Origin of the sequence: Achromobacter sp. ACRQX (genome assembly GCF_022346505.1) — a bacterium.
GTDB lineage: Bacteria > Pseudomonadota > Gammaproteobacteria > Burkholderiales > Burkholderiaceae_B > Achromobacter > Achromobacter animicus.
In genome coordinates, this window is the sequence record NZ_JAKRML010000005.1 from 219,024 (window position 1) to 242,334 (window position 23,311).

A 23,311-nucleotide genomic window follows, 5' to 3' on the forward strand; every position below is an offset into this window, starting at 1 on the left:
CCATGCGGGCATTCCCCTATTACTCCAGCCGCGTCAAAAAACTATCGTATTCGAGAATTATCAAATAAGAGAATTCTCGCTTCCGACAAAATGACTGCTGAAACCCTATACGACTTTGCCGTGGTCGGCGCCGGGATCGCCGGCGCCTCCGTGGCCTACCGCCTCAGCGCCTCGGCGTCCGTGGCAGTGCTGGAACGCGAGTCCCAACCCGGTTATCACTCCACCGGCCGCTCCGCAGCCATGTTCATGGAGACCTACGGCACCACGCAGATCAAGGCGCTTACGCGCGCCAGCCGCGCGTTCTACGAACATCCGCCCGAAGGCTTCTGCGAGCATCCGCTGCTTAGCCCGCGCGGCGTGCTGTACATCGCAACGCCGGACCAGAAGGATCTGCTGCAGGAAGTGTTCGATGACTTCCACCGCCAGTCACCCAACGTCACGCTGATCGACGCCGCGCAAGCGGTGGCCCGCGTGTCCTGCCTGCGCGAAGACCAGCTCTGCGGCGCGATCGAGGAACCGGACGCGCGCGACATCGACGTGCATGCCCTGCATCAGGGCTTTCTGCGCGGCATGAGCCGCCAAGGCGCGGTGCTGCACAACAATGCCGAATTGACCGGCGCCGCGTTCGAGAACGAGGTCTGGACGCTGACCCTGGCCGACGGGCGCCAGATCCGAGCGCGCGCCGTCGTCAACGCCGCGGGCGCGTGGGCCGACCACACGGCAACGCTGTGCGGAGCCGCCCCCGTCGGCCTGCAACCCTGCCGCCGCACCGCCTTCACCTTCAGCGGTCCGGACGACGTCGATTTCTCGCACTGGCCCGCCGTAGTCGGCGTGGACGAAAGCTATTACTTCAAGCCGGACGCCGGACAACTTCTGGGCTCGCCCGCCAATGCCGATCCGGTCGACGCGCACGACGTCGTGCCCGAAGAGCTGGATGTCGCAACCGGCATCTACCGCATCGAAACCGCCACGTCGCTGACCATCCGCCGCCCGAAGCACATCTGGGCCGGCCTGCGCTCGTTCGTGCGCGATGGCGATTTCGTGGTGGGCTGGGACGCGGCCACGCCGGCCTTCTTCTGGCTGGCCGCGCAAGGCGGCTACGGCATTCAGACCGCCGCCGCCACGTCCGAGCTTGCCGCCGCGCTGCTGACGCGCCAGCCCCTACCCGATCACCTCCACGCGCACGGCGTCAATGCCGACGCCGTGCGGCCCGAGCGCTTGCGCTGATCCAATCACCGATAACCGAGACCCCGACATGACCGCCATCACCCGATACCCCAGCAGCCTGCCCCTGCCCTTCTCGCGCGCCACTCAGGCGGGCGGCTTTTTGTTCCTGTCCGGGCAGATCCCGCTGGATGCCGACGGCCAGGTCGTGCGTGGCGATATCACCGCCCAGACGAATGCCGCCATCGAGCGCATCAAGGACACGCTCGCACTGGCCGGCGCCAGCCTGAAGGACGTGGTTCGCGTGACCGTGTGGTTGACCGATCTGGCGCTGTTCGCGCAGTTCAACGAGGCCTACCGCAGCCATTTCTCCTCCGATTTCCCCACGCGCTCCACCGTCGAGGCCAAGCTGGCCATGGACGTGGATGTCGAGATCGAAGTGCAGGCCTGGCTGGGCGACAGCCAGCCCAAGGGTCCCGCAGCCGCCTGACGCCGTATTCGTTCGATTGCATGACACCGCCAGGCCCACGCCTGGCGGGGCGACACCCCCCAGCGCGCGCCCCGATGCCCGCGCCCTCAAAGCCCCTCTCTAGCGCGGAGCGTCATTCATGAAGATCTTTTCCGGGTCCCTGGCGACCGAGACGAACACCTTCTCCCCCATTCCGACCGGCCTGGCTTCCTACCGGGCGCGCGGCTACTTCCCCGCCGGCCAGCATCCGGACCGCATGCAGATGTTTTCGGGTCCGCTGTGGGCCGCGCGCCAGCGCGCCGCGGGCAAGGACTGGACGCTGATCGAAGGCTTGACCGCGGGAGCGACGCCGGCCGGCATCACCACCCGCCACGCCTACGAGACGCTGCGCGATGAGCTGCTGGACGACCTGCGCCGCGCGGGCAAGGTGGATATCGCACTCTTCGGCCTGCATGGCGCGATGGTCGCCGACGGCTACGACGACTGCGAAGGCGACCTGCTGCGCCGCGCGCGGGAGATCGTCGGCCCGGACGCCGTGATCGGCGCCGAACTGGATCCGCACTGCCACCTGACGGACGCGATGGTAGAGAGCGCCGACTTCCTGGTCTGTTTCAAGGAATACCCGCACACCGACATCCTGGAACGCGCGTTCGACCTGGTCGACCTGTGCGTGGCGCGCGCCGAGGGCCGCATCAACCCCACGCGTGCGGTCTACGACTGCGAAATGATCTCCATCATGCACACCAGCCGCGAGCCGATGCGCAGCTTCGTGGACCGCCTGCTAGCGATGGAAGGCAAGGAAGGCGTGCTGTCCGTGTCCATCGCGCACGGCTTCCCGTGGGGCGACACGCCGGACATGGGTTCGAAGGTGCTGGTCTATACCGACGGCGACGCCGCGCAGGCCGAGGCGCTGGCGCGCACGCTGGGCGAGGAGATCATCGGTTTCCGCGATCAGCTGGCGCCGCCCTACCCCGGCGCGGACGAAGCGCTGGACCAGGCGCTGGCGCACAAGGAATTCCCGGTGGTGCTGGCCGATTCGGCCGACAACGCCGGCGGCGGCGCGCCCAGCGATGCCACCTTCATCCTGGAACGCGTGCTGGCGCGCGGCATCACCGATGTCGCCACCGGCCCGTTCTGGGATCCGGTTGCCGTGCAACTGTGCTTCGAGGCCGGCGAAGGCGCGCAGATCAAGCTGCGCGTGGGCGGCAAGGTGGCGCCGGTGTCCGGCCAGCCGCTGGACCTGGACTGCGAGATCCTGGCGCTCAAGCGCGACGCCGTCATGACTGGTCTGGCCGGCACGCCCGCGCTGCTGGGCGACGTGGCCGTCGTGCGCACCGGCGGCGTGACCCTCGTCATGACCACCTCGCGCACCCAGGCCATGGGCACCGACCTCTTCACGCAGTTCGGCGTGGACCTGGCCGCGATGAAACTCATCATCGTGAAGTCTTCGCAGCATTTCTATGCCTCGTATTCGAAGGTCGGCCGCCACGTCATCTACGTCGAAACGCCCGGCGCCATCACGAATGACCTCAACACGCTGCCGTTCGTGAAGCGCAAATTGCCGAAATGGCCCTTCAAGGCCTGACATCAAGGCTCGGCACCAAGACCAAGCCGCCCACCACAGCCGCCCTGCCCGGGCACTCAGAACCAACAAGGGGAAATCCATGATCAGACGTTTCAGCCTGCTGGGAGCCGCCGCGCTCCTGGCCATGAGCGCCGCGACCGGTGCACTCGCCCAGACCAAGACGCTGCGCCTCGTGCCGCACGCCGACCTGAAGACGCTGGACCCGCTCTTCAACACCGCCTACATCACGCGCAACCACGGCTACATGGTGTTCGACACCCTGTTCGCGCAGGACAGCAAGGGCCAGGTCAAGCCGCAGATGGTGGACACCTGGACCACGTCCGAAGACGGCAAGACCTGGACCTTCACCCTGCGTCCCGGTCTGAAGTTCAACGACGGCACGCCGGTGACGGCCGAGGACTGCATTGCGTCGATCCAGCGCTGGGCAAAGAAGGACACGCTGGGCCAGGCCATGATGGCGGCCGGCGCAGAATTTGCCGCCACCAACGAAAACACATTCACGCTGACGCTGAAAGAGCCCTTCGGCCTCGTGCTGGACGCGCTGTCCAAGCCTTCGGGCATGCCGCCCTTCATCATGCCCAAGCGGCTGGCCGCCACCGATCCGAACACCCAGGTCACCGAGATGGTCGGCTCGGGTCCGTTCCTCTTCAAGCGCGATGAATGGGTGCCCGGCAACAAGGTCGTGTACGTCAAGAACCCGGCGTACGTGCCGCGCTCCGAAGCGCCGGACGGCCTGGCGGGCGGCAAGAACGTGAAGGTGGACCGCGTGGAATGGGTCTACATCCCCGACGGCAACACCTCGACGGCCGCGCTGATGAACGGCGAGGTCGACATGATCGAACAGGTCACGCCCGACTTCCTGCCGGTGCTGGAATCCAACCCGGACATCACGCTGAGCACGTCGGTGGCCTCGCAAGGCATGGTGATCCTGAATTCGCTGCATCCGCCGTTCAACAACCCGCTCGCGCGCCAGGCGGTGTACTACCTGGTCAGCCAGAAGGAAATGCTGACCGCGATGGGCTACCCGGACAAGTACCGCGTGGACTACTGCGCCACCATGTACATCTGCGGTTCGCCCCTGGCCACGGACGCGGGCGCCGCGCCCTACGCCAAAACCGATCCCGCACGCGCCAAGCAGCTGCTGCAGGAAGCCGGCTACAAGGGCGAGAAGGTGGTGCTGCTGTACCCCACCGATCATCTGAGCGCCCCGGCCGTCATGGTGCTGGCGCAGAACCTGAAGAAGGCCGGCGTGAACGTGGACCTGCAGTCGATGGACTGGGCCTCGCTGGCCGGCCGCCGCCTGAAGAAGGATCCGCCCGCTCAAGGCGGCTGGAACATCTTCCTGACCTGGGGCGGTTATTTCGACGCCAGCACGCCGGTCACCAACCCGTGGCTGTCCGCCGCCTGCGGCAACAGCCTGCCGGGCTGGCCGTGCGACAAGGAACTGGACACCCTGCGCACCAGCTGGATCCGCGAGACCGACGCCGCCAAGCGCAAGGACCTTGCCGCGCAGATCCAGGCGCGCGCCTACCAGACCGTGCCTTACGTGATGTGGGGCGAATTCAAGCCTGTCTTCGCGGTGCGCGGCTTGAAGCAGACCGATCTGATCAAGTCCGGCATTCCGGTGATGTGGAACATCGAGAAACCGTAAGGCAGACGCCGGGCGCCGCGCGCGCCCGGCCGCAAGCCGGGGGGAATCCAGCGTGAAATTCATCCTGCGCCGCATCGCGGCCGTCATACCCGTCATGGCCGTCGTGGCCGTCGTGGTGTTCCTGCTGATACACCTGTCACCGGGCGATCCCGCGGCGGTCATCGCAGGCGACAACGCCACCGCCGACGACGTCGAAAAAATCCGGCAGAACCTGGGGCTGGACAAGCCGCTCCTGCAGCAGTTCGTCATCTGGATCAGCCATATCGCCGTGGGCGACCTGGGCACCTCGATGTCCACGCAGATGCCCGTGTCGCAGCTCATCGCGCAGCGCATGGGCCCCACGATCTCGATCGCGCTCTTCACGATGCTGTTTGCCGTGGTGGCCGCGATTCCGCTGGGCGTGCTGGCCGCGTGGAACGCCGGCAAGTGGCTGGACAGGCTGGTCATGGTGGGCGCGGTCTGTGCGTTCTCGGTGCCGGTGTTCCTGATCGGCTACAGCCTGGTGTACGGCTTTTCCATCAAGCTCGGCTGGCTGCCGGTCCAGGGCTACAAACCGCTGGCCGATGGCCTTGTGCCTTACCTGCGCCACCTGGTGCTGCCCTGTCTGTCGCTGGGCCTGGTCTACATGGCCCTGCTCACGCGGATGACGCGCGCCACCATGCTGGAAGCTCTGTCCGAAGACTACATCCGGACTGCGCGCGCCAAGGGCCTGTCGTCCGGCCCCATCGTCTGGCATGCGCTGAAGAACGCCGCCAATCCCATCGTCACCACCATCGGCGTGGGCGTGGCGCTCCTGATCGGCGGCGTGGTCGTAACGGAAACCGTGTTTGCGATCCCCGGCCTGGGCCGCCTGACCATCGACGCCGTGCTGCGCCACGACTACCCGGTCATCCAGGGCGTGCTGCTGGTGGCCTCGGGCATCTACGTGCTGATCAACCTGCTGGTCGACCTGAGCTACCGGCTCTTCGATCCGCGCATCCGTTACTGAGAAGAGGCAACGCATGAACACGACCACCCTGCCGCTTCCCGCCGCGCGCCCGCGCCTGCGGCGCGCCTTCCGATCCGTGCGCCGCCATCCCATGCTGTATGCCGGCGGCGCCATCCTGCTGGTGCTGGCCGCCATCGCGCTGGCCGCGCCGTGGCTGGCCACCGTTGATCCGCAAGAGATCAATCCGATGGCGCGCATGAAGCCCCCATCGGCCGAGCATCTGTTCGGCACCGATGCGCTGGGCCGCGACGTCTATTCGCGCACCGTCTGGGGCGCGCGCATCTCGCTCTTGGTCGGCATCGTGGTGGCGGTCGTCTCCACCGTGGCCGGCGTGGTGCTGGGCATGATGGCGGGTTACTTCCGCCGCATCGACGCCGTCATCATGCGCATCATGGACGGCCTGATGGCCATTCCCGGCGTGCTGCTGGCGATTGCGCTGATGGCCACGCTAAAAGGGGGACTGGGTACCGTCATCATCGCCATCGTCGTGCCCGAAGTGCCGCGCGTCGTGCGCCTGGTGCGCGCGCTGGTCCTGACCATCCGCGAACAGCCGTACATCGAGGCCGCCGTCTCGGTCGGCACGCGCGTGCCGTCGATCCTGCTGCGCCACATCCTGCCCAACCTCTTCGCGCCGCTGATGGTGCAAGCCACGTTCATCGCGGCCTCGGCCATCCTGACCGAAGCGGTGCTCAGCTTCCTGGGCGTGGGCATCCCGCCGCACATTCCGAGCTGGGGCAACATCATGGCCGAAGGCCGCAACTTCGTGGCCGTGGCGTTCCACATCATCCTGTATCCGGGCCTCTTCCTGGGCGTGGCCGTGCTGGCCGTCAACCTGGTCGGCGACGGGCTGCGCGACATGCTCGATCCCCGTCTGGCCAAGAAGCTGTAGGAGCGCACATGCAAACCCAACCCGTCCTGCGCGTGCAAGACCTCACCACCTGTTTCGACGGCGACGACACCACCGTGCTGGCCGTCGACAAGCTCTCGTTCGACCTCCTGCCCGGCGAAACGCTGGGTCTGGTCGGCGAATCGGGCTGCGGCAAGAGCGTCACGTCCCTGTCCATCATGCGGCTCTTGCGCGCTCCCGGCCGCGTCGCGGGCGGCAGCATCGAATTCGACGGCCGCGACCTCCTGGCGCTGCCGGAAAAATCGATGCGCGCCATCCGCGGCAACCAGATCTCGATGATCTTCCAGGAGCCCATGACGTCGCTGAACCCCGTCATCACGGTGGGCAAGCAGATCAGTGAATCGCTCATGCTGCACCAGGGCCTGTCGCGCAAAGAGGCGCTGGTGCAGGCCGAGGCGTTGCTGGACCTGGTGCAGATCTCCGACCCCGCGCGCCGCGTGCGCGAGTATCCCTACCAGCTCTCGGGCGGCATGCGCCAGCGCGCCATGATCGCCATGGCGCTGGCCTGTCAGCCCAAGGTGCTGATCGCCGACGAACCCACCACGGCGCTGGACGTCACCATCCAGGCGCAGATCCTGCACCTGTTGCGAGACATCCAGGCGCGGCTTGGCACGGCCATCGTGCTGATCACACACGACCTGGGCGTGGTCGCGCAGATGTGCCAGCGCGTCATCGTCATGTATGCCGGCCGCAAGGTCGAGGAAGGCAGCGTGGACGACGTGCTGGACCGCCCGCAACATCCGTACACCCAGGCGCTGATCCGTTCGCTGCCCGACTTCGTCGACGGCCAGGACCACACTGCCCGGCTGGCCGAGCTGCCCGGCATCGTCCCGGTGCGCACGCCCGCGTCGCGCGGCTGCGCCTTTGCCGCGCGTTGCCCCGAGGCCCTGCCGCGCTGCACCGAGGAAGCGCCGTCCGCCACCGACGCCGGCGCGCGCCACCGCGTCTGGTGCTGGGCGCGCCAGGACGCTCCCGCGCCCGCCGCCCTGACTGCCTGAGACGCATGAGACCCGCCATGAATCTGCACGACATTCCCCTCGCGTCTTCCGCGCCCGCGGCCACCGCGGTGCCCATGCTGGAAGTCATCGGCTTGAAGAAGCACTTTCCTGTGGACAGCGGGCGCGGCGCCAAGGTGCTGCGCGCCGTCGATGGCATCTCTCTATCGGTGCCGCGCGGCCAGACGCTCAGCCTGGTCGGCGAGTCCGGCTGCGGCAAGTCCACGACGGGCAAGTGCCTGATCCGCCTGACCGATCCGACCGAAGGCCGCATCCTGCTGGAAGGCGAGGACCTGGCCAAGATGAACAGCAGTCAGTTGCGCGCCATGCGCCGCCGCATGCAGTTCATTTTCCAGGACCCGTTTTCGTCGATGAACCCGCGCATGCGGGTGCGCGACATCATCGGCGAGCCGCTGCGCAACTTCGGCCACGGGCGCGAAGCCATTCGCGAGCGCGTGGCGCAGCTGCTGGCGCGCGTCAGCCTGCGACCCGACGCGGCCGACAAGTATCCGCACGAATTCTCGGGTGGCCAGCGCCAGCGCATCGTGATCGCGCGCGCCCTGGCGCTGGACCCTGGCCTCATCGTGTGCGACGAACCGGTGTCGGCGCTGGACGTGTCGGTGCAGGCGCAGGTCATCAACCTGCTGATGGACCTGCAGCGCGACCTGGGCCTGACCTACGTGTTCATCTCGCACGACTTGAGCGTCGTGCGCCACATCAGCCACCGCGTGGCCGTGATGTACCTGGGCAAGATCGTCGAGATCGGCACGCGCGACGCGATCTTTGACCGCCCGGCACATCCGTACACGCGCGCGCTGCTGGCCGCCGTGCCGTCCGCGCGCCAGGGAGAGCGCAATCCGGTTGAGGTCCTGAAGGGGGAAATCCCCAGCCCCCTGTCGCCTCCATCCGGCTGCGCGTTCCGCACGCGCTGTCCGATGGCGCAGCCGCGCTGCGCCGAAGAAACGCCCCAGCCCCGCCAGGTCGCCGCCGAACAGCAGGTCGCCTGCCACTTTGCCTGATCCCCGCATTGCCTGATTCCCCCATTGCCTGATCCCATCCAGCCGGAGAACCGCATGTCCCAGCCCGACGCCACCCCGTTTGACTACATCCTCGCCGGCGGCACCGTCATCGACGGCACCAACGCCCCCGGCCAGCGCGCCGACGTGGGCGTGCGCGGCGACCGCATCGCCGCCGTGGGCGACCTGTCCGGCAGCGCCGCGCAACGCCGCATCGACGTGACGGGCAAAGTGGTGGCGCCCGGCTTCATCGACTCGCACACCCACGACGACAACTACCTGCTCAAGCGCCGCGACATGACGCCCAAGATCTCGCAGGGCGTCACCACCGTCGTCACGGGCAACTGCGGCATCAGCCTGGCGCCGCTGGCGCATGCCCACGCCAGCCCGCCCGCGCCGCTGGACCTGCTGGACGAAGGCGGCTCGTACCGCTTCGAACGCTTCTCCGATTACCTGGACGCCCTGCGCGCCACGCCCGCCGCCGTCAACGCCGCCTGCATGGTCGGCCACTCCACGCTGCGCGCGGCCGTCATGCCCGACCTGCAGCGCGCCGCCACGCCGGATGAAGTGCAGGCCATGCAGACGCTGGCCGACGACGCGCTGGCCAGCGGCGCCATCGGCATCTCCACCGGCACGTTCTACCCGCCAGCCGCCCAGGCCACCACCGAGGAAATCATCGAAGTCTGCCGCCCGCTCAACACGCACGGCGGCATCTACGCCACCCACATGCGCGACGAGGGCGAACACATTGTGGCGGCGCTGGAAGAGACCTTCCGCATCGGCCGCGAACTGGACGTGCCGGTCGTGATCTCGCATCACAAGGTCATGGGCCAGCCCAACTTCGGCCGCTCCGCCGAGACCCTGCCGCTGATCGAGGCCGCGATGGCCAAGCAGGACGTCTCGCTGGACGCCTATCCCTACGTGGCCGGTTCCACCATGCTCAAGCAGGACCGCGTGCTGCTGGCAGGCCGCACCATCATCACCTGGTGCAAGCCCTTTCCCGAACTCAGCGGCCGCGACCTGGACGAAATTGCCGCCGAACGGGGCAAGTCAAAATTCGACGTGGTGCCCGAGCTGCAACCGGCCGGCGCCATCTACTTCATGATGGACGAGCCCGACGTGCAGCGCATTTTGAAGTTCGGCCCCACCATGATCGGCTCGGACGGCCTGCCCCACGACGAGCGTCCGCATCCGCGCCTGTGGGGCACCTTCCCGCGCGTGCTGGGCCATTATTCCCGCGACCTGGGCCTCTTCCCGCTGGAAACCGCTGTCTGGAAAATGACCGGCCTGACCGCCGCCAAGTTCGGCCTGGCCGAACGCGGGCAGGTGCAGCCCGGATACTTCGCCGACCTCGTCGTCTTTGACCCGGCCACCGTCGCCGACGCCGCCACCTTCGAACGCCCCACTGAACGCGCAGCGGGCATCCACTCGGTCTACGTGAACGGCGCGCCCGTGTGGGAGGAGCAGGCCTTCACCGGTCAGCACGCCGGCCGCGTCCTGGCGCGGAGCGCCGTTGGGATCGCCGCTCCAGGCAACGCCGGGAGCGCCGCATGACCGCCCGCAAGCTCCACCTTGCCGTCGCGCAGCTGGGCCCCGTCCAGCGCGGCGACACCCGGGTCCAGGTCGTTCGCCGGCTGATCGACCTGCTGGAAGACGCCCACAGCCGCGGCGCGGCCTGGGTGACGTTTCCGGAGCTGGCGCTGACCACGTTCTTTCCGCGCTGGTCCATTGACGATCCCGCCGAGGTGCAGGCGTTCTTCGAAACCGAAATGCCAGGCCCCCTGACCCGCCCCCTGTTCGACGCGGCGCGCGACAAGGGCATCGGCTTCTATCTGGGCTACGCCGAGCTGGCGGACGGCGTGCAATACAACACCAGCATCCTGGTCGGTCGCGACGGGCAGATCGTGGGCAAGTACCGCAAGATCCATATCCCCGGCGACGTGCAGGCCGTCGACGGCGCGCCCTTGCAGCACCTGGAGAAGAAGTATTTCGCGGTCGGCGACCTGGGGTTTCCCGTCTGGCAGACCCCGGACGCCGCCATCGGCATGTGCATCTGCAACGACCGGCGCTGGCCCGAGACGTTCCGCGTCATGGGACTGCAAGGCGTGGAGGTCGTCATGGCCGGGTACAACACGCCCTCCGGCTACGTGCAATGGAACGAGCCGATCCACCTGCGCATGCACCACCACCTGCTGTCGCTGCAGGCCGGCGCCTACCAGAACGCCTGCTGGGTGGCCGCCGCGGCCAAGGCCGGCGTCGAGGAAGGCAACCCCATGATCGGCGGATCCTGCATCGTCGCGCCCACCGGCGAAATCATGGTGCGCACGTTCTCCGAGGAGGATGAGGTCATCAACTTCGTCTGCGACCTGTCGGTGTCGGATCACTACCGCGCCAACATCTTCAACTTCGCCGCCCACCGCCGGCCCGAGCACTACCGGATGATCGTCGAACGCACCGGCGCCCAGCCTCCCGCCTGACCCGGCCCACCCCGTACAATCCGGCTACACGCGGCGGGGCTTGCGGGCCCTGCCCCTGCCCTCAACCCTATAAGCCAGACCGCTACATGGCCCCAACCGGCAACACATCCCCGCCCGAAATCGTGGGCAAGGAAGAAATGGGCGCCCGCCTGCGCGCTGAGCGCAAGGCCAGGAAGATGACCTTGCAGGCGCTGTCCAAGGCCAGCGGCATCGCGGTGTCGACGCTATCGAAGGCCGAACTCGGCCAGATCGCCCTCAGTTACGAAAAATTCGCCGCGCTGGCCCGCGCGCTCGACATCGACATGACCCGCATGTTCATGCTGCGCGACGCCGCGCAGGCCGCGGTCGCCCCCACCTTCGTCAAGAACCGGCTCAGCGACGCCCGCGACTACATCACCGAGAACTACCACTACCGCCTGCTGATGGGCGAATACCCCGGCAAGAAGATGCTGCCGATGGTCGCCATGATCGATTCGCGCAAGGTCGTGGAGTTTGAAGACTACATCCGCCATCCGGGCCAGGAGTTCGTCGTGGTTCTGTCGGGCAAGGTCCGCATCCAGTTCGAAAACGGCGACAGCGTCGTGCTGAACCGGCTGGAATCGGCGTACTTCGACAGCAGCATCGGCCACGTTTATCTGTCGCTGAGCAGAAAGCCGGCCGAGGTGCTGGCCGTGTGCAGCGATATGGAGGATGTGCCGGAGCGGTTGAAGGGCTGAGCGTCGAGAACGCCTAGCGCCGGCGTTCGCTAGCGGCCAGGAGCTTCTTGGTCATCGTGTCGTAACGGCGCAGAATGCGGCGGCCGTTCAGCGACTTGCTCCATGAATAGACGGGAATGAGCTGCTTGGAGCCGTACCCGTCCACCAGATAAAGGCCTTCGCGCCCTTCGGCATTGAAACCCACGACGATGTTGCTGGCGCTGACATCGTTGAACACCACATGCGCGTCGATCAGCGCCATGATGAATTCGTGCACGCGATAGCGCAGTTCCGGCGAGAACCCGTGCCGCGCCACGACTTCCTTCAGCGTGGGCGCCAGGTTGCCATGCGCATCGACGATGCGCTCGACCACCTGGCCCAGGCCCTTCGAGGTCAACACCAAACCGAAGATGCGCGCCATCAGCACATTGCCGCCCCGCGCGCCCTGCTGGGCCGTGGTGGCGATGTATTCAACGGCTTCCATGATGAACACGCGATGCGAGGCATCACGCCGGAAACGCTTGTACCAGGGACGTTTGCGGTCGGCCTGGCTGCGGCGCACGCCATTGACGATCTTGATCAGCAGCGAGTTGTCGGCCGGATGCAGATACACGTCCCGCTCGCTGCCCGCCGCGGCGATGTTCAGCGGCTTCAAATCCAGGACCTCGAACGGACTGGCCGATTCCGACGGGGCAAGCGCCCGCCGCGGAATGACTTGCAGGCCCTTCCAGGGTGTCGTCTTCGGATGGGCGGTCTTTTGCCGGACCGACACGTTCAGCACGGACGCGGCCTCGGCAAATGCCGGAAAGCCCCGGCATGAGGATGCGGTCGGTCATGCCGATGTCGGCTCGGGGATTCGAAGGTGCAGGAAAGCATTGAAGAATTTTGCGCAATCTCGGGGCGCGAGCGACAGATTGCAATGTTGGCTTGATAGTTGGCTTGCGACATGTTAGTCGCGAGGCGGCGACGGCACAAGCGCAGCGGCGATACGCGACCGGATGGGGTTTCCCCTGAGATGGCGCGGTTCACGGGGGATCCGAGGCCCTTCTGTCCTTTGTTCCGATATCTGGAAATCTGTTTTCCAGCGGATCCGGGGATAGCCACAGTTGGCTTGCGGACCCACCACCGAAGGGACCATCCACCGAAGGGACCGACAAACAAAAAACCCGCATCCTCCAAAAGAGAAATGCGGGTTCATTGCGAGGAATTTCTTGGTGCCGACGGCGAGACTCGAACTCGCACAGCTTTCGCCACTACCCCCTCAAGATAGCGTGTCTACCAATTTCACCACGTCGGCTTGACCAACCCAACAAGGCGAACCCTGCTGGAAAGTCGAGCATTCTATCACGTAATTTGGAAAGCGGGAAAGCCGTCCCGCTTTATCTGCAAGGCGGCGGGTTGCGGCCCATCCAGCCCCCGACATCTTCAGGCCGCCACCGCCTCCACGCCCAGCGCCTGCAGGCACGCCGCGAGCGATCGCGCCTGCGTGGCGTCGTACAGCGCCAGTTCGTCCATCACCGGCGCGCCGAGCGCCGCTTCAAACGCGGCCTGGCTGGCGTTTTGCACGTATTCGGCCTGCGCCTTGTCGCCCAGGTTCGACTGAAAGATGCCGGCTGCGCTGACCGGCAGGAAGTCTTCGTACACCAGCGGTTCAAACTGGACGTAGCCCGCATCGATCAGGGCGGACAGATCCGAGGTTTCCGGCGTGCCCGGCTTGCCGGTCAGGAAATAGCGGAAGTACGCCAGCCCCTGGTCGTGCAGCGCCGCGTAATCGTCCGGAAACGCCGCAAAGCAATCCTGCAGGTTCTGCATGTAGGCCGCCGCATTGCCTTCGTTGGGCGCGCCGCTGATGCGGCTGCGGGCCAGGTCCAGCAGCTGGTCGTACAGCGCGCGGCCCTTGCGGGTCAGCGCCACGCCGCGCTGCTCGATCTCGCCGAAGCGGGCGGTGTGGCTGCCCACCGCGCTGGAGCCATCCGCGCCGGCGAAGCGCACCGGTTCCTCCAGCGCCTTGAAGCTGGTCTGGCGCAGCAGGATCGGGCACTTTCGCGGCGGCGGGCCTTCGATGACGGCCTTAGCCGACACGCCGCGGCGCGGCATCTCGGCCTGCGCTTCGTCGATGTCCAGCGTGCGCGGGGTCAGGTGGTTGATGTGCGGCCCCTTGAATGCCACCACGTCGGCGATCAGGCGATGCTGGCCATGCAATTCGCGGTAGTCGGCCAGGCTGACCGTGGACTCGCTGTGCCAGCGGAACGTGTGCAGCGCCTCGGCCACGAATTCCCGGGCGTCGGCCTCATTCAGGCCGCCTTGCGCCTCACAGCTGGCGGTCAGCGCCAGAACGCGGTCCGTGAAGATCTGCCGGGCGGCCAGGATGCGGGCGGCCTTTTCGCGCAGGGCCACGTCGTCGATCAGCTCCAGGCGCAGCAGCGAGGTGAAGACGCGGAAGGGGCTGGCCTGCAGGGCCGCTTCATGCGTGGCGCGGAAAGCCGTCGAATGCACCGGCACGCCGGCGGGCGACAGGTCGTAGTAGCCGACGGGCAGCATGCCCATCACGGCAAACACGCGGCGCATGTTGGCCAGTTCTTCCGGCGTACCGACGCGGATGGCGCCATGGCGCTCGATGTCCAGGCGCTCGATCTCGCCGGTGCGCGCCAGATGCGCGGCCAGTTCCGGCTGCTCGTCCATCGTCCGGGCGTTCACCTGCGCCACCAGGTCCAGCAGCGTGTCGTACAGCGGGACTTCCTGCTTGTACATGTCGGACATGGCGCGCGAAAACCAGGCGCGGATCTGATCGGGATTGACGTAGTTCTGACTCATGACGGGCTCGGCACATCGGTGGAAAAGGATGGCCCGCATGTAATCACGCCGCCCCGCGCCGATCAAATGAAAAAATTCGGCCTAATCAGTCCGTTTTTTCATGGACCGGGCACGCGGCGCGCCACGGCCGTCCGGCTGGCGGGCTTCGTCCCGCACCCATGCCACGAACTGCTTGATCTTCGGCACCTCGGCCGAGTGCTCGGAATACGCCACGAAGTACGCGCCATCGCTGGGCTGCACGTAATCCCAGGGAACGACCAGCTTGCCGGCCTGCAATTCTTCTTCGGCCAGAAGGCGCGGCGTGAGCGCGATGCCGCAACCCCCCTCGGCCGCGCGCACGCACATGTAGAAGGTGTCAAAGCGCGGTCCGAGATAGCTGCGGTCGGACTGGAATTGCTGATGGGAAAAGTAGTCGTGCCAGGCCTCCGGGCGGGAGGCGCACTGGATCAGCGTCTGCCGGCTCAGGTCGGCAAGGCTGGCCAGCTTGCCGCCGTGCAGGATGGCGGGCGAGCACACCGGCACGACGTCAGCCTCGAAGAGTTCCACGCACTGCGCGCCGGGCAGCGCGCCATGGCCGAAGAAAAGCGATATGTCGATCTTGGCCTGCATCAGATCGAACGGATGGGTTTCGCTGCGCACCTTCAACTGGATTTCCGGATGCGCAGCCATGAAGCGCTGCAGCCGCGGGATCAGCCAGCGAGACCCGAAGGTGGGCTGGGTGCCGATGGTGAGCACCTGAGTCTCGCTGCCATAGGTCAGAATGTCGCGCGAAGCCACGTCGATCTGATTCAGGATTGCCCTGACCTCGGACTGGTACAGCGCGCCCGCGGGCGTCAGTTGCAGCCGGCGGCGCACGCGCAGGAACAGCGGGTTGCGCAGCAGGGCCTCCAGTTGCGCGATCTGCTTGCTGATCGCGCTCTGCGTCATGTGCAGTTCCTCGGCCGCGCGCGTGAAGCTCATGTGCCGCGCCACCGCCTCGAAACACTGCAGCGCCATCATCGACGGCATCAATCGCTTTTCCATGGCTTTTCCAGGCAGGTCGCTTCAATGCGGCAAGCATAAAAAAAGCCGGCTTACGCCGGCCTTTCTGCTGCTGTGCCTTACTTTGCCGGGGCGGCGGGCGCGGCCGCCGGCTTGTCGCCAGCCGGGGCGGCCGGGGCAGCCGGAGCCGTCGGCACGGAGGTGTCGGGCTGGGCGGGCGCCGGCGTGGCGGGCACGGACGATGCACCCGGGACGGACGAGGCGCCCGGCGTGGCCGGCACCGAGGAACCCGGCGCTTGCGGGACCGAACGGTCGGCCGGGAAGCTTTGCATCACGCCGGAATCCACAGCGGGGCCAGCGGTGCCCTTGTGGCTGAAGTAGGCCAGACCAGCGGTGGAGGCAAAGAACACGACCGCGGCCCACTTGGTGGCGCGCGACAGGAAGTTGGCCGCACCGGTGGCGCCGAACAGGCTGCCCGACGAGCCGCTACCGAAAGCGGAGCCCATGTCGGCGCCTTTGCCCTGCTGAAGCAGGACCAGGACGATGATAGCCAGCGCCGAGATCACTTGGACGGCCAGCAGAATTTTGAGCATCAGGGGCATTACAGACTCCGGAACGGAAACTTAGATGGCGGCAATTCGCAAAAACTCTTCGGCCACGAGCGACGCGCCGCCGACCAGGGCTCCGTCGATATCAGTCATGGCGAACAAACTGGAGGCGTTGGCGGCTTTGACGCTGCCGCCGTACAACACCTGAACTTGCGCGGCGCCGAGCGCGCGCAGGGCGGCGCGGATGGCGCCGTGGACTTCCTGGGCTTGCTCCGGCGAGGCGGTGCGGCCCGTGCCGATGGCCCAGACGGGCTCATAGGCGAGAACCATGCGGGATACCGCATCGGCGCCCAACGCCAGCACGGGCTTGAGCTGCCGTTCGATCACGGCCAGCGTGTTGCCGGCTTCGCGGTCGGCCAGGGATTCCCCGACGCAGACCACGGGGGTCAGGCCGGCGGCCAGCGCGGCCTGGGCCTTGGCGGCCACGATCTCGTCGGTTTCGCCGTGCAGGACGCGGCGCTCGGAGTGGCCGGCCAGCGCCCAGCGGCAACCGAATTCCTTCAGCATCGAACCGGAAACTTCACCCGTGTACGCGCCCTTGTCGTGCGCGCTGACGTCTTGCGCGCCCCAGGACACGCTGCTGCCGGTCAGGGCCGAAGCAGCCTGCGCCAGGTAGGGAAACGGAACACAGATGCCGATTTCGCAGTGGCCCGCCGCATCCGCGGCACGAAGCTCGGTCAGCAACGCGGCGTTCTCGGCAAGGTTGCCGTGCATCTTCCAGTTGCCCAGCACGAGGCGGGCGCGGTTTTCGACTGAAGTCATGGCGAATTTGTCTGACGATTGGGAGTGAGGGGGTGAGCCTGCAGGTCCTGATACAGGGGACTTGTGCAGCAACCGCCCACGGGCCTGCCTGGAAAAAATTCCAGGCGAAACCCGAGATTGTATCCTGTTGCGCGGCGATACGCCGAACGCCGCGCGTTTCTTACATGGTCAGGATGATTTTGCCGATGTTTTCCCCGCCTTCCATCATGGCGTGCGCCTTGGAGGCCTCGGCCAGCGGGAACGTGGCGTGGACGATGGGCTTGATGGCCCCTTTTTCCAGCAGCGGCCAGGCCTGCTCGCGCAGAGCGCGGGCGATGGCGCCCTTGAAGGCGACCGGACGGGGCCGCAGGGTGGAGCCGGTGATGGTCAGGCGACGGCGCATGACCTGGGCGGTATCCACATTGGCGTGCGAGCCGCCAAGCTGCGCGATGATGACGATACGGCCGTCATCGGCCAGGCACTGCATGTCGCGGGCGATGTAATCGCCGGCCACCATGTCCAGGATCACGTCGACGCCGCGTCCGCCGGTGGCGTCCAGCACTTCCTTCACGAAGTCCTGCGTCTTGTAGTTGATGCCCTTGTCGGCGCCCAGCGCCTCGACGGCACGGGCGCGATCGTCGCTACCGACCGTCGCGTAGACCTTGTGACCCATCGCACGGGCCAGCTGGATGGCCGTGGTGCCAATGCCGCTGGCGCCGCCATGGACCAGCAGCGCCTCGCCTTCGGACAGGCGGCCGCGGTCGAACACGTTGCTCCACACGGTGAAATAGGTTTCCGGCAGGCCGGCGGCCTCGATGTCGGACAGGCCTTTGGGAATCGGCAGGCATTGCGCGACGGGTGCGACGCAGTATTCGGCATAGCCGCCGCCCGCGACCAGGGCGCAGACCTTGTCGCCCACGGCAAAGCCGCTGCCGGCCACGTCGCCGCCGACGATTTCACCGGCCACTTCCAGACCCGGCAGGTCGGATGCGCCGCGCGGCGGGGCGTAGTTGCCCTTGCGCTGGAACACGTCGGGGCGGTTGATGCCCGCAGCGGTCACTTTGATCAGAACTTCGCCGGCGCCGGCCTCGGGCGTGGGGCGTTCCACGGGGACGAGGACTTCGGGGCCACCGGGGCGGGTGATTTCAACAGCGTGCATCGCGTGCCTCCTTTGCAGCAAATGGATTATTATTGCGCCCTTTGCGGCATATCGTGATTCCGTTCGGGCAGAATGTTTGCCTGGCGGCCGCAACTGGCTGGCGACACTGCGGGCGATCCCACAGGCAACATCGCCGGCAACACTGGCAACACCCCGGAAGCGTGGCAGAGTGGTCGATTGCACCGGTCTTGAAAACCGGCAACGGGCAACCGTTCGTGAGTTCGAATCTCACCGCTTCCGCCAGATTCAGAGGCAACCGTCCCAAATGGGCCGTCCTCCACAGGCCGTCCTCCACAGGCCGTCCTCCACAGGCCGTCCCAAACGGGCCGTCCCCAACGGGCGTACCATGGACGCAGATTCCCTCTGGAGGTTGCCATGTACAAGCACATACTCATCCCCATCGACGGATCCAGCCTGGCCAACTCCGGCCTGGAACAAGCCCTTGCGCTTGCGCGTGCGTTGGACGCCAGCGTCACGGTCCTGACCGTATACAGCCCGTTCGAGATGCCCTCCATGGAATCCGTGCAGCTTGAAGGCATGCGCGGCATCTACGAAAACCAGGCGCGCGAGCTGGCCAGCTCGTATCTGTCCGAAGCCGCCGGCAAGGCCAGCACCGCCGGCGTGGCCTGCGTCACGGAAATGCGCGAGAGCGACTCGCCTTATCAGGTGATCGTCGACGTGGCCATGACGCGCAACTGCGACCTGATTGCCATGTCTTCGCACGGCCGTGGGGGCATGGCCGCGCTGCTGCTGGGCAGCCAGACGCAGAAGGTGCTGGCGCACACCACCCTGCCCGTCCTGGTGTATCGCTGACCTAAGCGGTGGCCGCGTAGGTCCCGGGAATGCCGGCGGCGGCCACGCCGCTGCGCAGGGTTTCCTGCGGCAATGATGCGGCCAGCAGGGGCCGCGCCGCCAGCAATCGGGACAGATCAACGCCCGTGCGATACCCCATGCTTTCCAGCATGAACACCAGGTCCTCGGTGACGATGTTGCCCGACGCCCCCGGCGCAAACGGGCAACCGCCCAGCCCGCCCAGGCAGGAATCGAAGGCGCGGATGCCTTCGTCCAGCCCCGCCAGCGCATTCGCCAGGCCCAATCCCATCGTGTCGTGCAGATGCAGCTTGGTCAGCCGCGCGCCCACGGCGTCCTGTGCGGCACGCACCGCCTCGCGCACGCGCCCGGGATGCGCATAGCCCACGGTATCGGCCAGCGCGATTTCATCGGCGCCCACGCGCGCCACCGCGGCCGCGACCTCGGCCACCCGCCGCACCGGCACCTCGCCTTCCATCGAACACCCGAACGCGGTGGCGACAGCGGCGTCGATACGCATCGGCCGCGCCTGCGAACGCACCCAGTCGACGATGGCGGCCAGCATGTCGACCTGCGCGTCGGTGCCCTTGCCCACATTGGCGCGGCTGTGCGTGTCGCTGACCGACACGGGAAACGCCAGCACGTGCGCACCGGCCTCGTAGGCGGCGATGGCGCCCTTCAGATTGCACGCCAGCGCGCACACGGTCAGCCCGTCGATCTTCAGCACTTCGGGCAGGATGTCGCCCGTGTCCGCCATCTGCGGCACCAGCCGCGGCGACACGAAACTGCCCACTTCGATCTCGCGCAGCCCGGCATCGGCCAGTTGCCGGATCCAGCGCAGCTTGTCGGCGCCCGGCATCATGCCCTTGGCCATCTGCAACCCGTCGCGCGGCCCGACCTCGCAAAGCCTGACTTCCTGGTTCATGTGCGTTCCCGTGTCTATTGCTGAATGACGATGCCGGCGCTCTTGATGGTCTGCTGCGCCTTGCCGATGTCCGACTGGATCAGCGCGGCGAACTGGGCACTGGATACGGGGTCGGTCTCGAGTCCCTGCGCCGCCAGCGCGTCCTTCACATCCTGGCGCGCCAGCAGCTTGTTGAAGTCGCTGTTCAGCCGCGTAACGATGGCGTCGGGCGTCTTGGCCGGGGCCAGCACGCCGTAGTAGGTCACCACACTGAAGTCCTTGTATCCCAGCTCCGCCACGGTCGGCACGTCCGGCAAGGCCGGGTTGCGCTTGGGCGAGGTCACCGCCAGCGCGCGCACCTTGCCCGACTTGATCAGCGTGGCCGCCGACGAAATCGACGAGCCCGCGAACTGCAGATGCCCGCCCATCAGGTCGGCCAGCGCCGGCGCGGAACCCTTGTACGGCACGTGCTGCATCTTGAAGCCGGCTTCGTGCTGCAGCATTTCCATTGCGATGTGCACGCCCCCGCCGGTGCCCGACGTGCCGTACGAAATCTTGTTGGGCTCTTTCTTGGCCGCTTCGATCACCTGAGGCAGCGTCTTGTAGGGCGAGGCCTCCGCCACCAGCAGCACCATCGGCGTCGTGGCCACCAGCGCTACCGGCGTCAGATCCTTGACCGGGTCGTAGGCCACTTTCATCAGCAGCGGAATCAGCGTGACGTTGTCGGACTGGCCGATCACCAGGTCATAGCCCTGCGCGGGCGAGCGCGCCGCTTCGGCCAAGCCCAACGCGGTGCCGGCGCCGGGCTTGTTCTCGGGCACGACCGCCCAGCCGTTCAGCTCGTGCAGCTTGGTGCTCATCAGGCGGCCGATGTAGTCGGTGCCGCCGCCCGGCGTGGACGGGATGATGATGCGGATGGGTTTGTTCGGATAGTCCTGCGCAGTGGCGGTACATGCGACGGCCAGCGCAGCCAGCGCAACGAGTTTGCGGATCATGGGTGTCTCCTCTTTGATGGATGTCTTGGCGGTCTGACGCCGCCTCGACAGAAATCGGGCGCTAACGCCCTGGCGTCATGCAATCACTCCCGCCGTGCGCAAGGCGTCGATGCGCGCGGCATCCAGGCCCAGGCCTTGAAGAATGGCGTGCGTCTGCGCGCCTTGGGTGGGCGGATCGAACCGCTTGCCCGCCTTGCGGCCATCGAACTCGATGGGCAGCGCGGCGGCCGAGATCTCGCCGCCGTCCGGCAGCCGGGTCGGCAGCAGCGCGCCACCCGCGTTCAGATGCGCGTCATCAAGCAAATCGTGCGGCTGGCGGATCGGGCCATACGACAGATTGGCTTCCTCCAGCGCGGCGCACAGTTCGTCGGTTTTCCAGGTTTTCAGGATTTCACCGACGCCCGGCACCAGCCACGACCGTGCGGCCTCGCGGTCGATGGCGGTCGCCAGGCGCGGATCCGCGGCCCATTCGGGCGGCAGGAATTTCTGCGCGAAGTTGCGCCATTGCGCATCGCCCACCACTGCGACGAACACGCGGCCATCGGCGGTTTCGAAGACGTCGTACACGCCCCATGGCGGCTTGCGCTCCGCACCCATCGGCTTGGGTGCCGTGCCCGTCAATTGGAACTGCGCGATGAACTGTGCAACCAGCAGCAGATTGTTTTCAAAGAGGCCGGACCGCACATGGCGCCCGCGGCCGGTGGCGTGGCGGTCGTGCAGCGCGGCCAACGCGCCCACCACGCCGAACGTGCCGCCCAGGATGTCGTTGACCGACGCCGCCACCCGCTGCGGCGTGTCCGCCCCGCCATTGATGTACGCCAGCCCGCCCATCATTTGCACCACCTCGTCCAGCGCGGTGCGGTGCTTGTAGGGACCGGACAGAAAGCCCTTGAGCGACACATAGATCAGCCCCGGGTTCTCAGCCGACAGCGATTCGTAATCGAGTCCGTACTGCGCCAGGCTGCCGTCGCGGAAGTTCTCCACGATCATGTCGGTCTGCAGCGCCAGCTTGCGCACCACCTCCTGGCCTTCCGGCGACTTCAGGTCGATCGCAAGACTCTGCTTATTGCGGTTGAAGACCGGAAAGTAGCCGCTGCCGGATCCCTTCAAGCGCCGCGTGCGGTCGCCGTCGATCGGTTCGACCTTGATGACGTCCGCGCCCAGGTCCGCCAGCGACAGGCCGGCGGCCGGCCCCATGATCATGTGAGACAGTTCCAGGACCTTGATGCCGCGCAGCGGCAGCTCGGTGCTGTCCATGAAGGGTGAAGCCGGTGCTGCTGTCATCTGCGGTTCCTCTTGCCAGCCTGTTCGATGGGAGCGCGGCGTCAGCCTCGGAAACTTGTCCGCGCCGCGCCGGCATGTCTGCATCATCGCGGGCGGGCGCCACCGGCGGGTAGCGGTCTTTCAGCACGGGGGCATTCTCGTTTCGGAACGTCCGGGTTAGCCCTGAGGGCGTCAGCCCCCCAGCACGCCCAGATGCGCGAGCAGCGCGCGCGCCGCTGGCGACAGCGCTTCCGGATCCCGCACCGCGATGCACAGCGGCGTGCTGGACCAAGGCCCTTCCAGCGGAATGAAGCGAATGTCCAGGTGCGCCAGTCGCGGCTTCAGATAATGCGGCACCACCGCCACGCCCATGCCGCGCGACACCAGCAGACAAATGGTCTCGTGCGAACTGACACGCGCGCTGATGCGGCGCGTCATACCCGCCTCGCGCGCCGCCTGATCGAATACGCTGCTGATGCCGTTATCGCGGTTCAGCTCGATCTGCTCGAACGGCAGCAGCTGTGCATAACCGAGCGTCTCGCGGTCAGCCAGCAGATGCCGGCCCGGCACCACCGCCGCCAGTTCGCAATGGCCAAAGGGAAACACCTGCAGGCCTTCGTGTCCGAAGTCGGAACCGGCCGCCACGTCCGCCCGCCCTTCCAGCACGGCGCGAAACGCCGTCTGCGTGGTGTCCTCTTCCAGCGAGATATCGATTTGCGGATTCGCGCGCCGGAAGGACTGGATCTGCGCCGGCAGGTCGCCCGACAAGGCGGCAAAACTGACGGCCAGCCGGATATGCCCGCGCACCCCGGTTGCAAATCCCGCCATGTCGCGGTGCATGCGGTCCATATCCTCCAGCACGCGGCGCACGTGCGCGGCCAGCGCATCGCCCGCCGGCGTCGGCTGCACGCCCTTCACGCCGCGCTCGAGCAGCGGCACGCCAAACGCGTCTTCCATCTCCGACATGCGCTTGCTGACGGCCGACGGGACGATGTTCTCGCGGGCGGCGGCGCGCGCAAGGCTGCCTTCCTCCAGCGCGGCCAGGAACAGGCGCAGGGAAACGGGGTCGATGTCGCGGGACGGCGGGGC

At 66.9% G+C, this 23,311-nt stretch carries 22 protein-coding genes and 2 tRNA genes; 13 read left to right on the plus strand and 11 right to left on the minus strand.

Annotated elements, in window-relative coordinates; all coding sequences use genetic code 11:
- The first annotated feature begins 90 nt into the window (after positions 1 to 90).
- The 11 genes from MHZ91_RS07505 to MHZ91_RS07555 all read left to right on the plus strand — a co-directional run bounded on the left by MHZ91_RS07505 (position 91) and on the right by MHZ91_RS07555 (position 11,968).
- The gene (locus tag MHZ91_RS07505) at positions 91 to 1,227 is read left to right on the plus strand and encodes an FAD-binding oxidoreductase (RefSeq protein ID WP_218344847.1); all 1,137 of its coding nucleotides are present in this window, start codon (positions 91 to 93) and stop codon (positions 1,225 to 1,227) included.
- Between the two features lie 28 nt (positions 1,228 to 1,255).
- Positions 1,256 to 1,654 carry a RidA family protein gene (locus MHZ91_RS07510; RefSeq protein WP_175123074.1) on the plus strand — a complete coding sequence of 133 codons (399 nt, stop codon included), beginning with the start codon at positions 1,256 to 1,258 and terminating at the stop codon, positions 1,652 to 1,654.
- 118 nt (positions 1,655 to 1,772) lie between these two features.
- Positions 1,773 to 3,218, plus strand: a complete 1,446-nt coding sequence (locus tag MHZ91_RS07515) for a M81 family metallopeptidase (protein ID WP_218344848.1) — start codon at positions 1,773 to 1,775, stop codon at positions 3,216 to 3,218.
- Positions 3,219 to 3,297: 79 nt separating this feature from the next.
- Positions 3,298 to 4,869: an ABC transporter substrate-binding protein gene (locus tag MHZ91_RS07520; protein WP_239213121.1), complete on the plus strand. Its 1,572-nt coding sequence runs from the start codon at positions 3,298 to 3,300 to the stop codon at positions 4,867 to 4,869.
- A gap of 52 nt (positions 4,870 to 4,921) precedes the next feature.
- Positions 4,922 to 5,857 (plus strand): ABC transporter permease, encoded by a 936-nt coding sequence (locus tag MHZ91_RS07525; protein WP_239213122.1) that lies wholly within the window; start codon positions 4,922 to 4,924, stop codon positions 5,855 to 5,857.
- A 13-nt stretch (positions 5,858 to 5,870) separates the two neighbouring features.
- Positions 5,871 to 6,746: an ABC transporter permease gene (locus MHZ91_RS07530; RefSeq protein WP_218344850.1), complete on the plus strand. Its 876-nt coding sequence runs from the start codon at positions 5,871 to 5,873 to the stop codon at positions 6,744 to 6,746.
- A gap of 8 nt (positions 6,747 to 6,754) precedes the next feature.
- Positions 6,755 to 7,762 (plus strand): ABC transporter ATP-binding protein, encoded by a 1,008-nt coding sequence (locus MHZ91_RS07535; RefSeq protein WP_239213123.1) that lies wholly within the window; start codon positions 6,755 to 6,757, stop codon positions 7,760 to 7,762.
- A gap of 17 nt (positions 7,763 to 7,779) precedes the next feature.
- Positions 7,780 to 8,778 carry an ABC transporter ATP-binding protein gene (locus tag MHZ91_RS07540; RefSeq protein ID WP_175123080.1) on the plus strand — a complete coding sequence of 333 codons (999 nt, stop codon included), beginning with the start codon at positions 7,780 to 7,782 and terminating at the stop codon, positions 8,776 to 8,778.
- A gap of 54 nt (positions 8,779 to 8,832) precedes the next feature.
- A complete protein-coding gene (locus MHZ91_RS07545; RefSeq protein WP_239213124.1) occupies positions 8,833 to 10,329 on the plus strand; it encodes an amidohydrolase family protein in 1,497 nt (498 codons plus the stop codon).
- Positions 10,326 to 11,252 (plus strand): N-carbamoyl-D-amino-acid hydrolase, encoded by a 927-nt coding sequence (locus MHZ91_RS07550; protein WP_239213125.1) that lies wholly within the window; start codon positions 10,326 to 10,328, stop codon positions 11,250 to 11,252. The genes MHZ91_RS07545 and MHZ91_RS07550 overlap by 4 nt, the downstream gene beginning before the upstream one ends.
- Before the next feature lie 86 nt (positions 11,253 to 11,338).
- Positions 11,339 to 11,968 carry a helix-turn-helix domain-containing protein gene (locus MHZ91_RS07555; protein ID WP_191576859.1) on the plus strand — a complete coding sequence of 210 codons (630 nt, stop codon included), beginning with the start codon at positions 11,339 to 11,341 and terminating at the stop codon, positions 11,966 to 11,968.
- Positions 11,969 to 11,981: 13 nt separating this feature from the next.
- Here MHZ91_RS07555 and MHZ91_RS07560 read toward each other — a convergent pair whose 3' ends face one another.
- The 7 genes from MHZ91_RS07560 to MHZ91_RS07590 all read right to left on the minus strand — a co-directional run bounded on the left by MHZ91_RS07560 (position 11,982) and on the right by MHZ91_RS07590 (position 18,250).
- On the minus strand, positions 11,982 to 12,728 hold the full coding sequence (locus MHZ91_RS07560; protein WP_239213126.1) for a YrbL family protein: 747 nt from the start codon (positions 12,726 to 12,728) through the stop codon (positions 11,982 to 11,984).
- A 431-nt stretch (positions 12,729 to 13,159) separates the two neighbouring features.
- Positions 13,160 to 13,244, minus strand: a tRNA-Leu gene (locus tag MHZ91_RS07565).
- 128 nt (positions 13,245 to 13,372) lie between these two features.
- Positions 13,373 to 14,761: a VOC family protein gene (locus tag MHZ91_RS07570; protein WP_239213127.1), complete on the minus strand. Its 1,389-nt coding sequence runs from the start codon at positions 14,759 to 14,761 to the stop codon at positions 13,373 to 13,375.
- A gap of 81 nt (positions 14,762 to 14,842) precedes the next feature.
- Positions 14,843 to 15,784, minus strand: a complete 942-nt coding sequence (locus MHZ91_RS07575) for a LysR substrate-binding domain-containing protein (RefSeq protein ID WP_175123093.1) — start codon at positions 15,782 to 15,784, stop codon at positions 14,843 to 14,845.
- A gap of 77 nt (positions 15,785 to 15,861) precedes the next feature.
- Positions 15,862 to 16,344 carry a preprotein translocase subunit SecG gene (gene secG / locus MHZ91_RS07580; protein WP_239213128.1) on the minus strand — a complete coding sequence of 161 codons (483 nt, stop codon included), beginning with the start codon at positions 16,342 to 16,344 and terminating at the stop codon, positions 15,862 to 15,864.
- Positions 16,345 to 16,365: 21 nt separating this feature from the next.
- Complete coding sequence (gene tpiA / locus MHZ91_RS07585) at positions 16,366 to 17,112, minus strand: triose-phosphate isomerase (RefSeq protein WP_056321524.1); 747 nt, start codon at positions 17,110 to 17,112, stop codon at positions 16,366 to 16,368.
- 160 nt (positions 17,113 to 17,272) lie between these two features.
- Complete coding sequence (locus MHZ91_RS07590; protein WP_175123095.1) at positions 17,273 to 18,250, minus strand: NAD(P)H-quinone oxidoreductase; 978 nt, start codon at positions 18,248 to 18,250, stop codon at positions 17,273 to 17,275.
- 155 nt (positions 18,251 to 18,405) lie between these two features.
- Between MHZ91_RS07590 and MHZ91_RS07595 the strand changes: the two genes are divergently transcribed.
- Both MHZ91_RS07595 and MHZ91_RS07600 read left to right on the plus strand, forming a co-directional pair.
- A tRNA-Ser gene (locus tag MHZ91_RS07595) sits at positions 18,406 to 18,493 on the plus strand.
- Positions 18,494 to 18,625: 132 nt separating this feature from the next.
- Positions 18,626 to 19,063, plus strand: a complete 438-nt coding sequence (locus MHZ91_RS07600) for a universal stress protein (protein WP_175123096.1) — start codon at positions 18,626 to 18,628, stop codon at positions 19,061 to 19,063.
- 1 nt (position 19,064) lies between these two features.
- Here MHZ91_RS07600 and MHZ91_RS07605 read toward each other — a convergent pair whose 3' ends face one another.
- From MHZ91_RS07605 to MHZ91_RS07620, 4 genes are all read right to left on the minus strand, one after another.
- A complete protein-coding gene (locus MHZ91_RS07605) occupies positions 19,065 to 19,985 on the minus strand; it encodes a hydroxymethylglutaryl-CoA lyase (protein WP_239213129.1) in 921 nt (306 codons plus the stop codon).
- 14 nt (positions 19,986 to 19,999) lie between these two features.
- Complete coding sequence (locus MHZ91_RS07610) at positions 20,000 to 20,959, minus strand: tripartite tricarboxylate transporter substrate binding protein (RefSeq protein ID WP_175184172.1); 960 nt, start codon at positions 20,957 to 20,959, stop codon at positions 20,000 to 20,002.
- A gap of 75 nt (positions 20,960 to 21,034) precedes the next feature.
- Positions 21,035 to 22,243: a CaiB/BaiF CoA-transferase family protein gene (locus tag MHZ91_RS07615; RefSeq protein WP_175123099.1), complete on the minus strand. Its 1,209-nt coding sequence runs from the start codon at positions 22,241 to 22,243 to the stop codon at positions 21,035 to 21,037.
- A gap of 171 nt (positions 22,244 to 22,414) precedes the next feature.
- Positions 22,415 to 23,311, minus strand: an 897-nt coding sequence (locus MHZ91_RS07620) for a LysR family transcriptional regulator (protein ID WP_255809120.1), incomplete at its 5' end; no start/stop codon positions are given.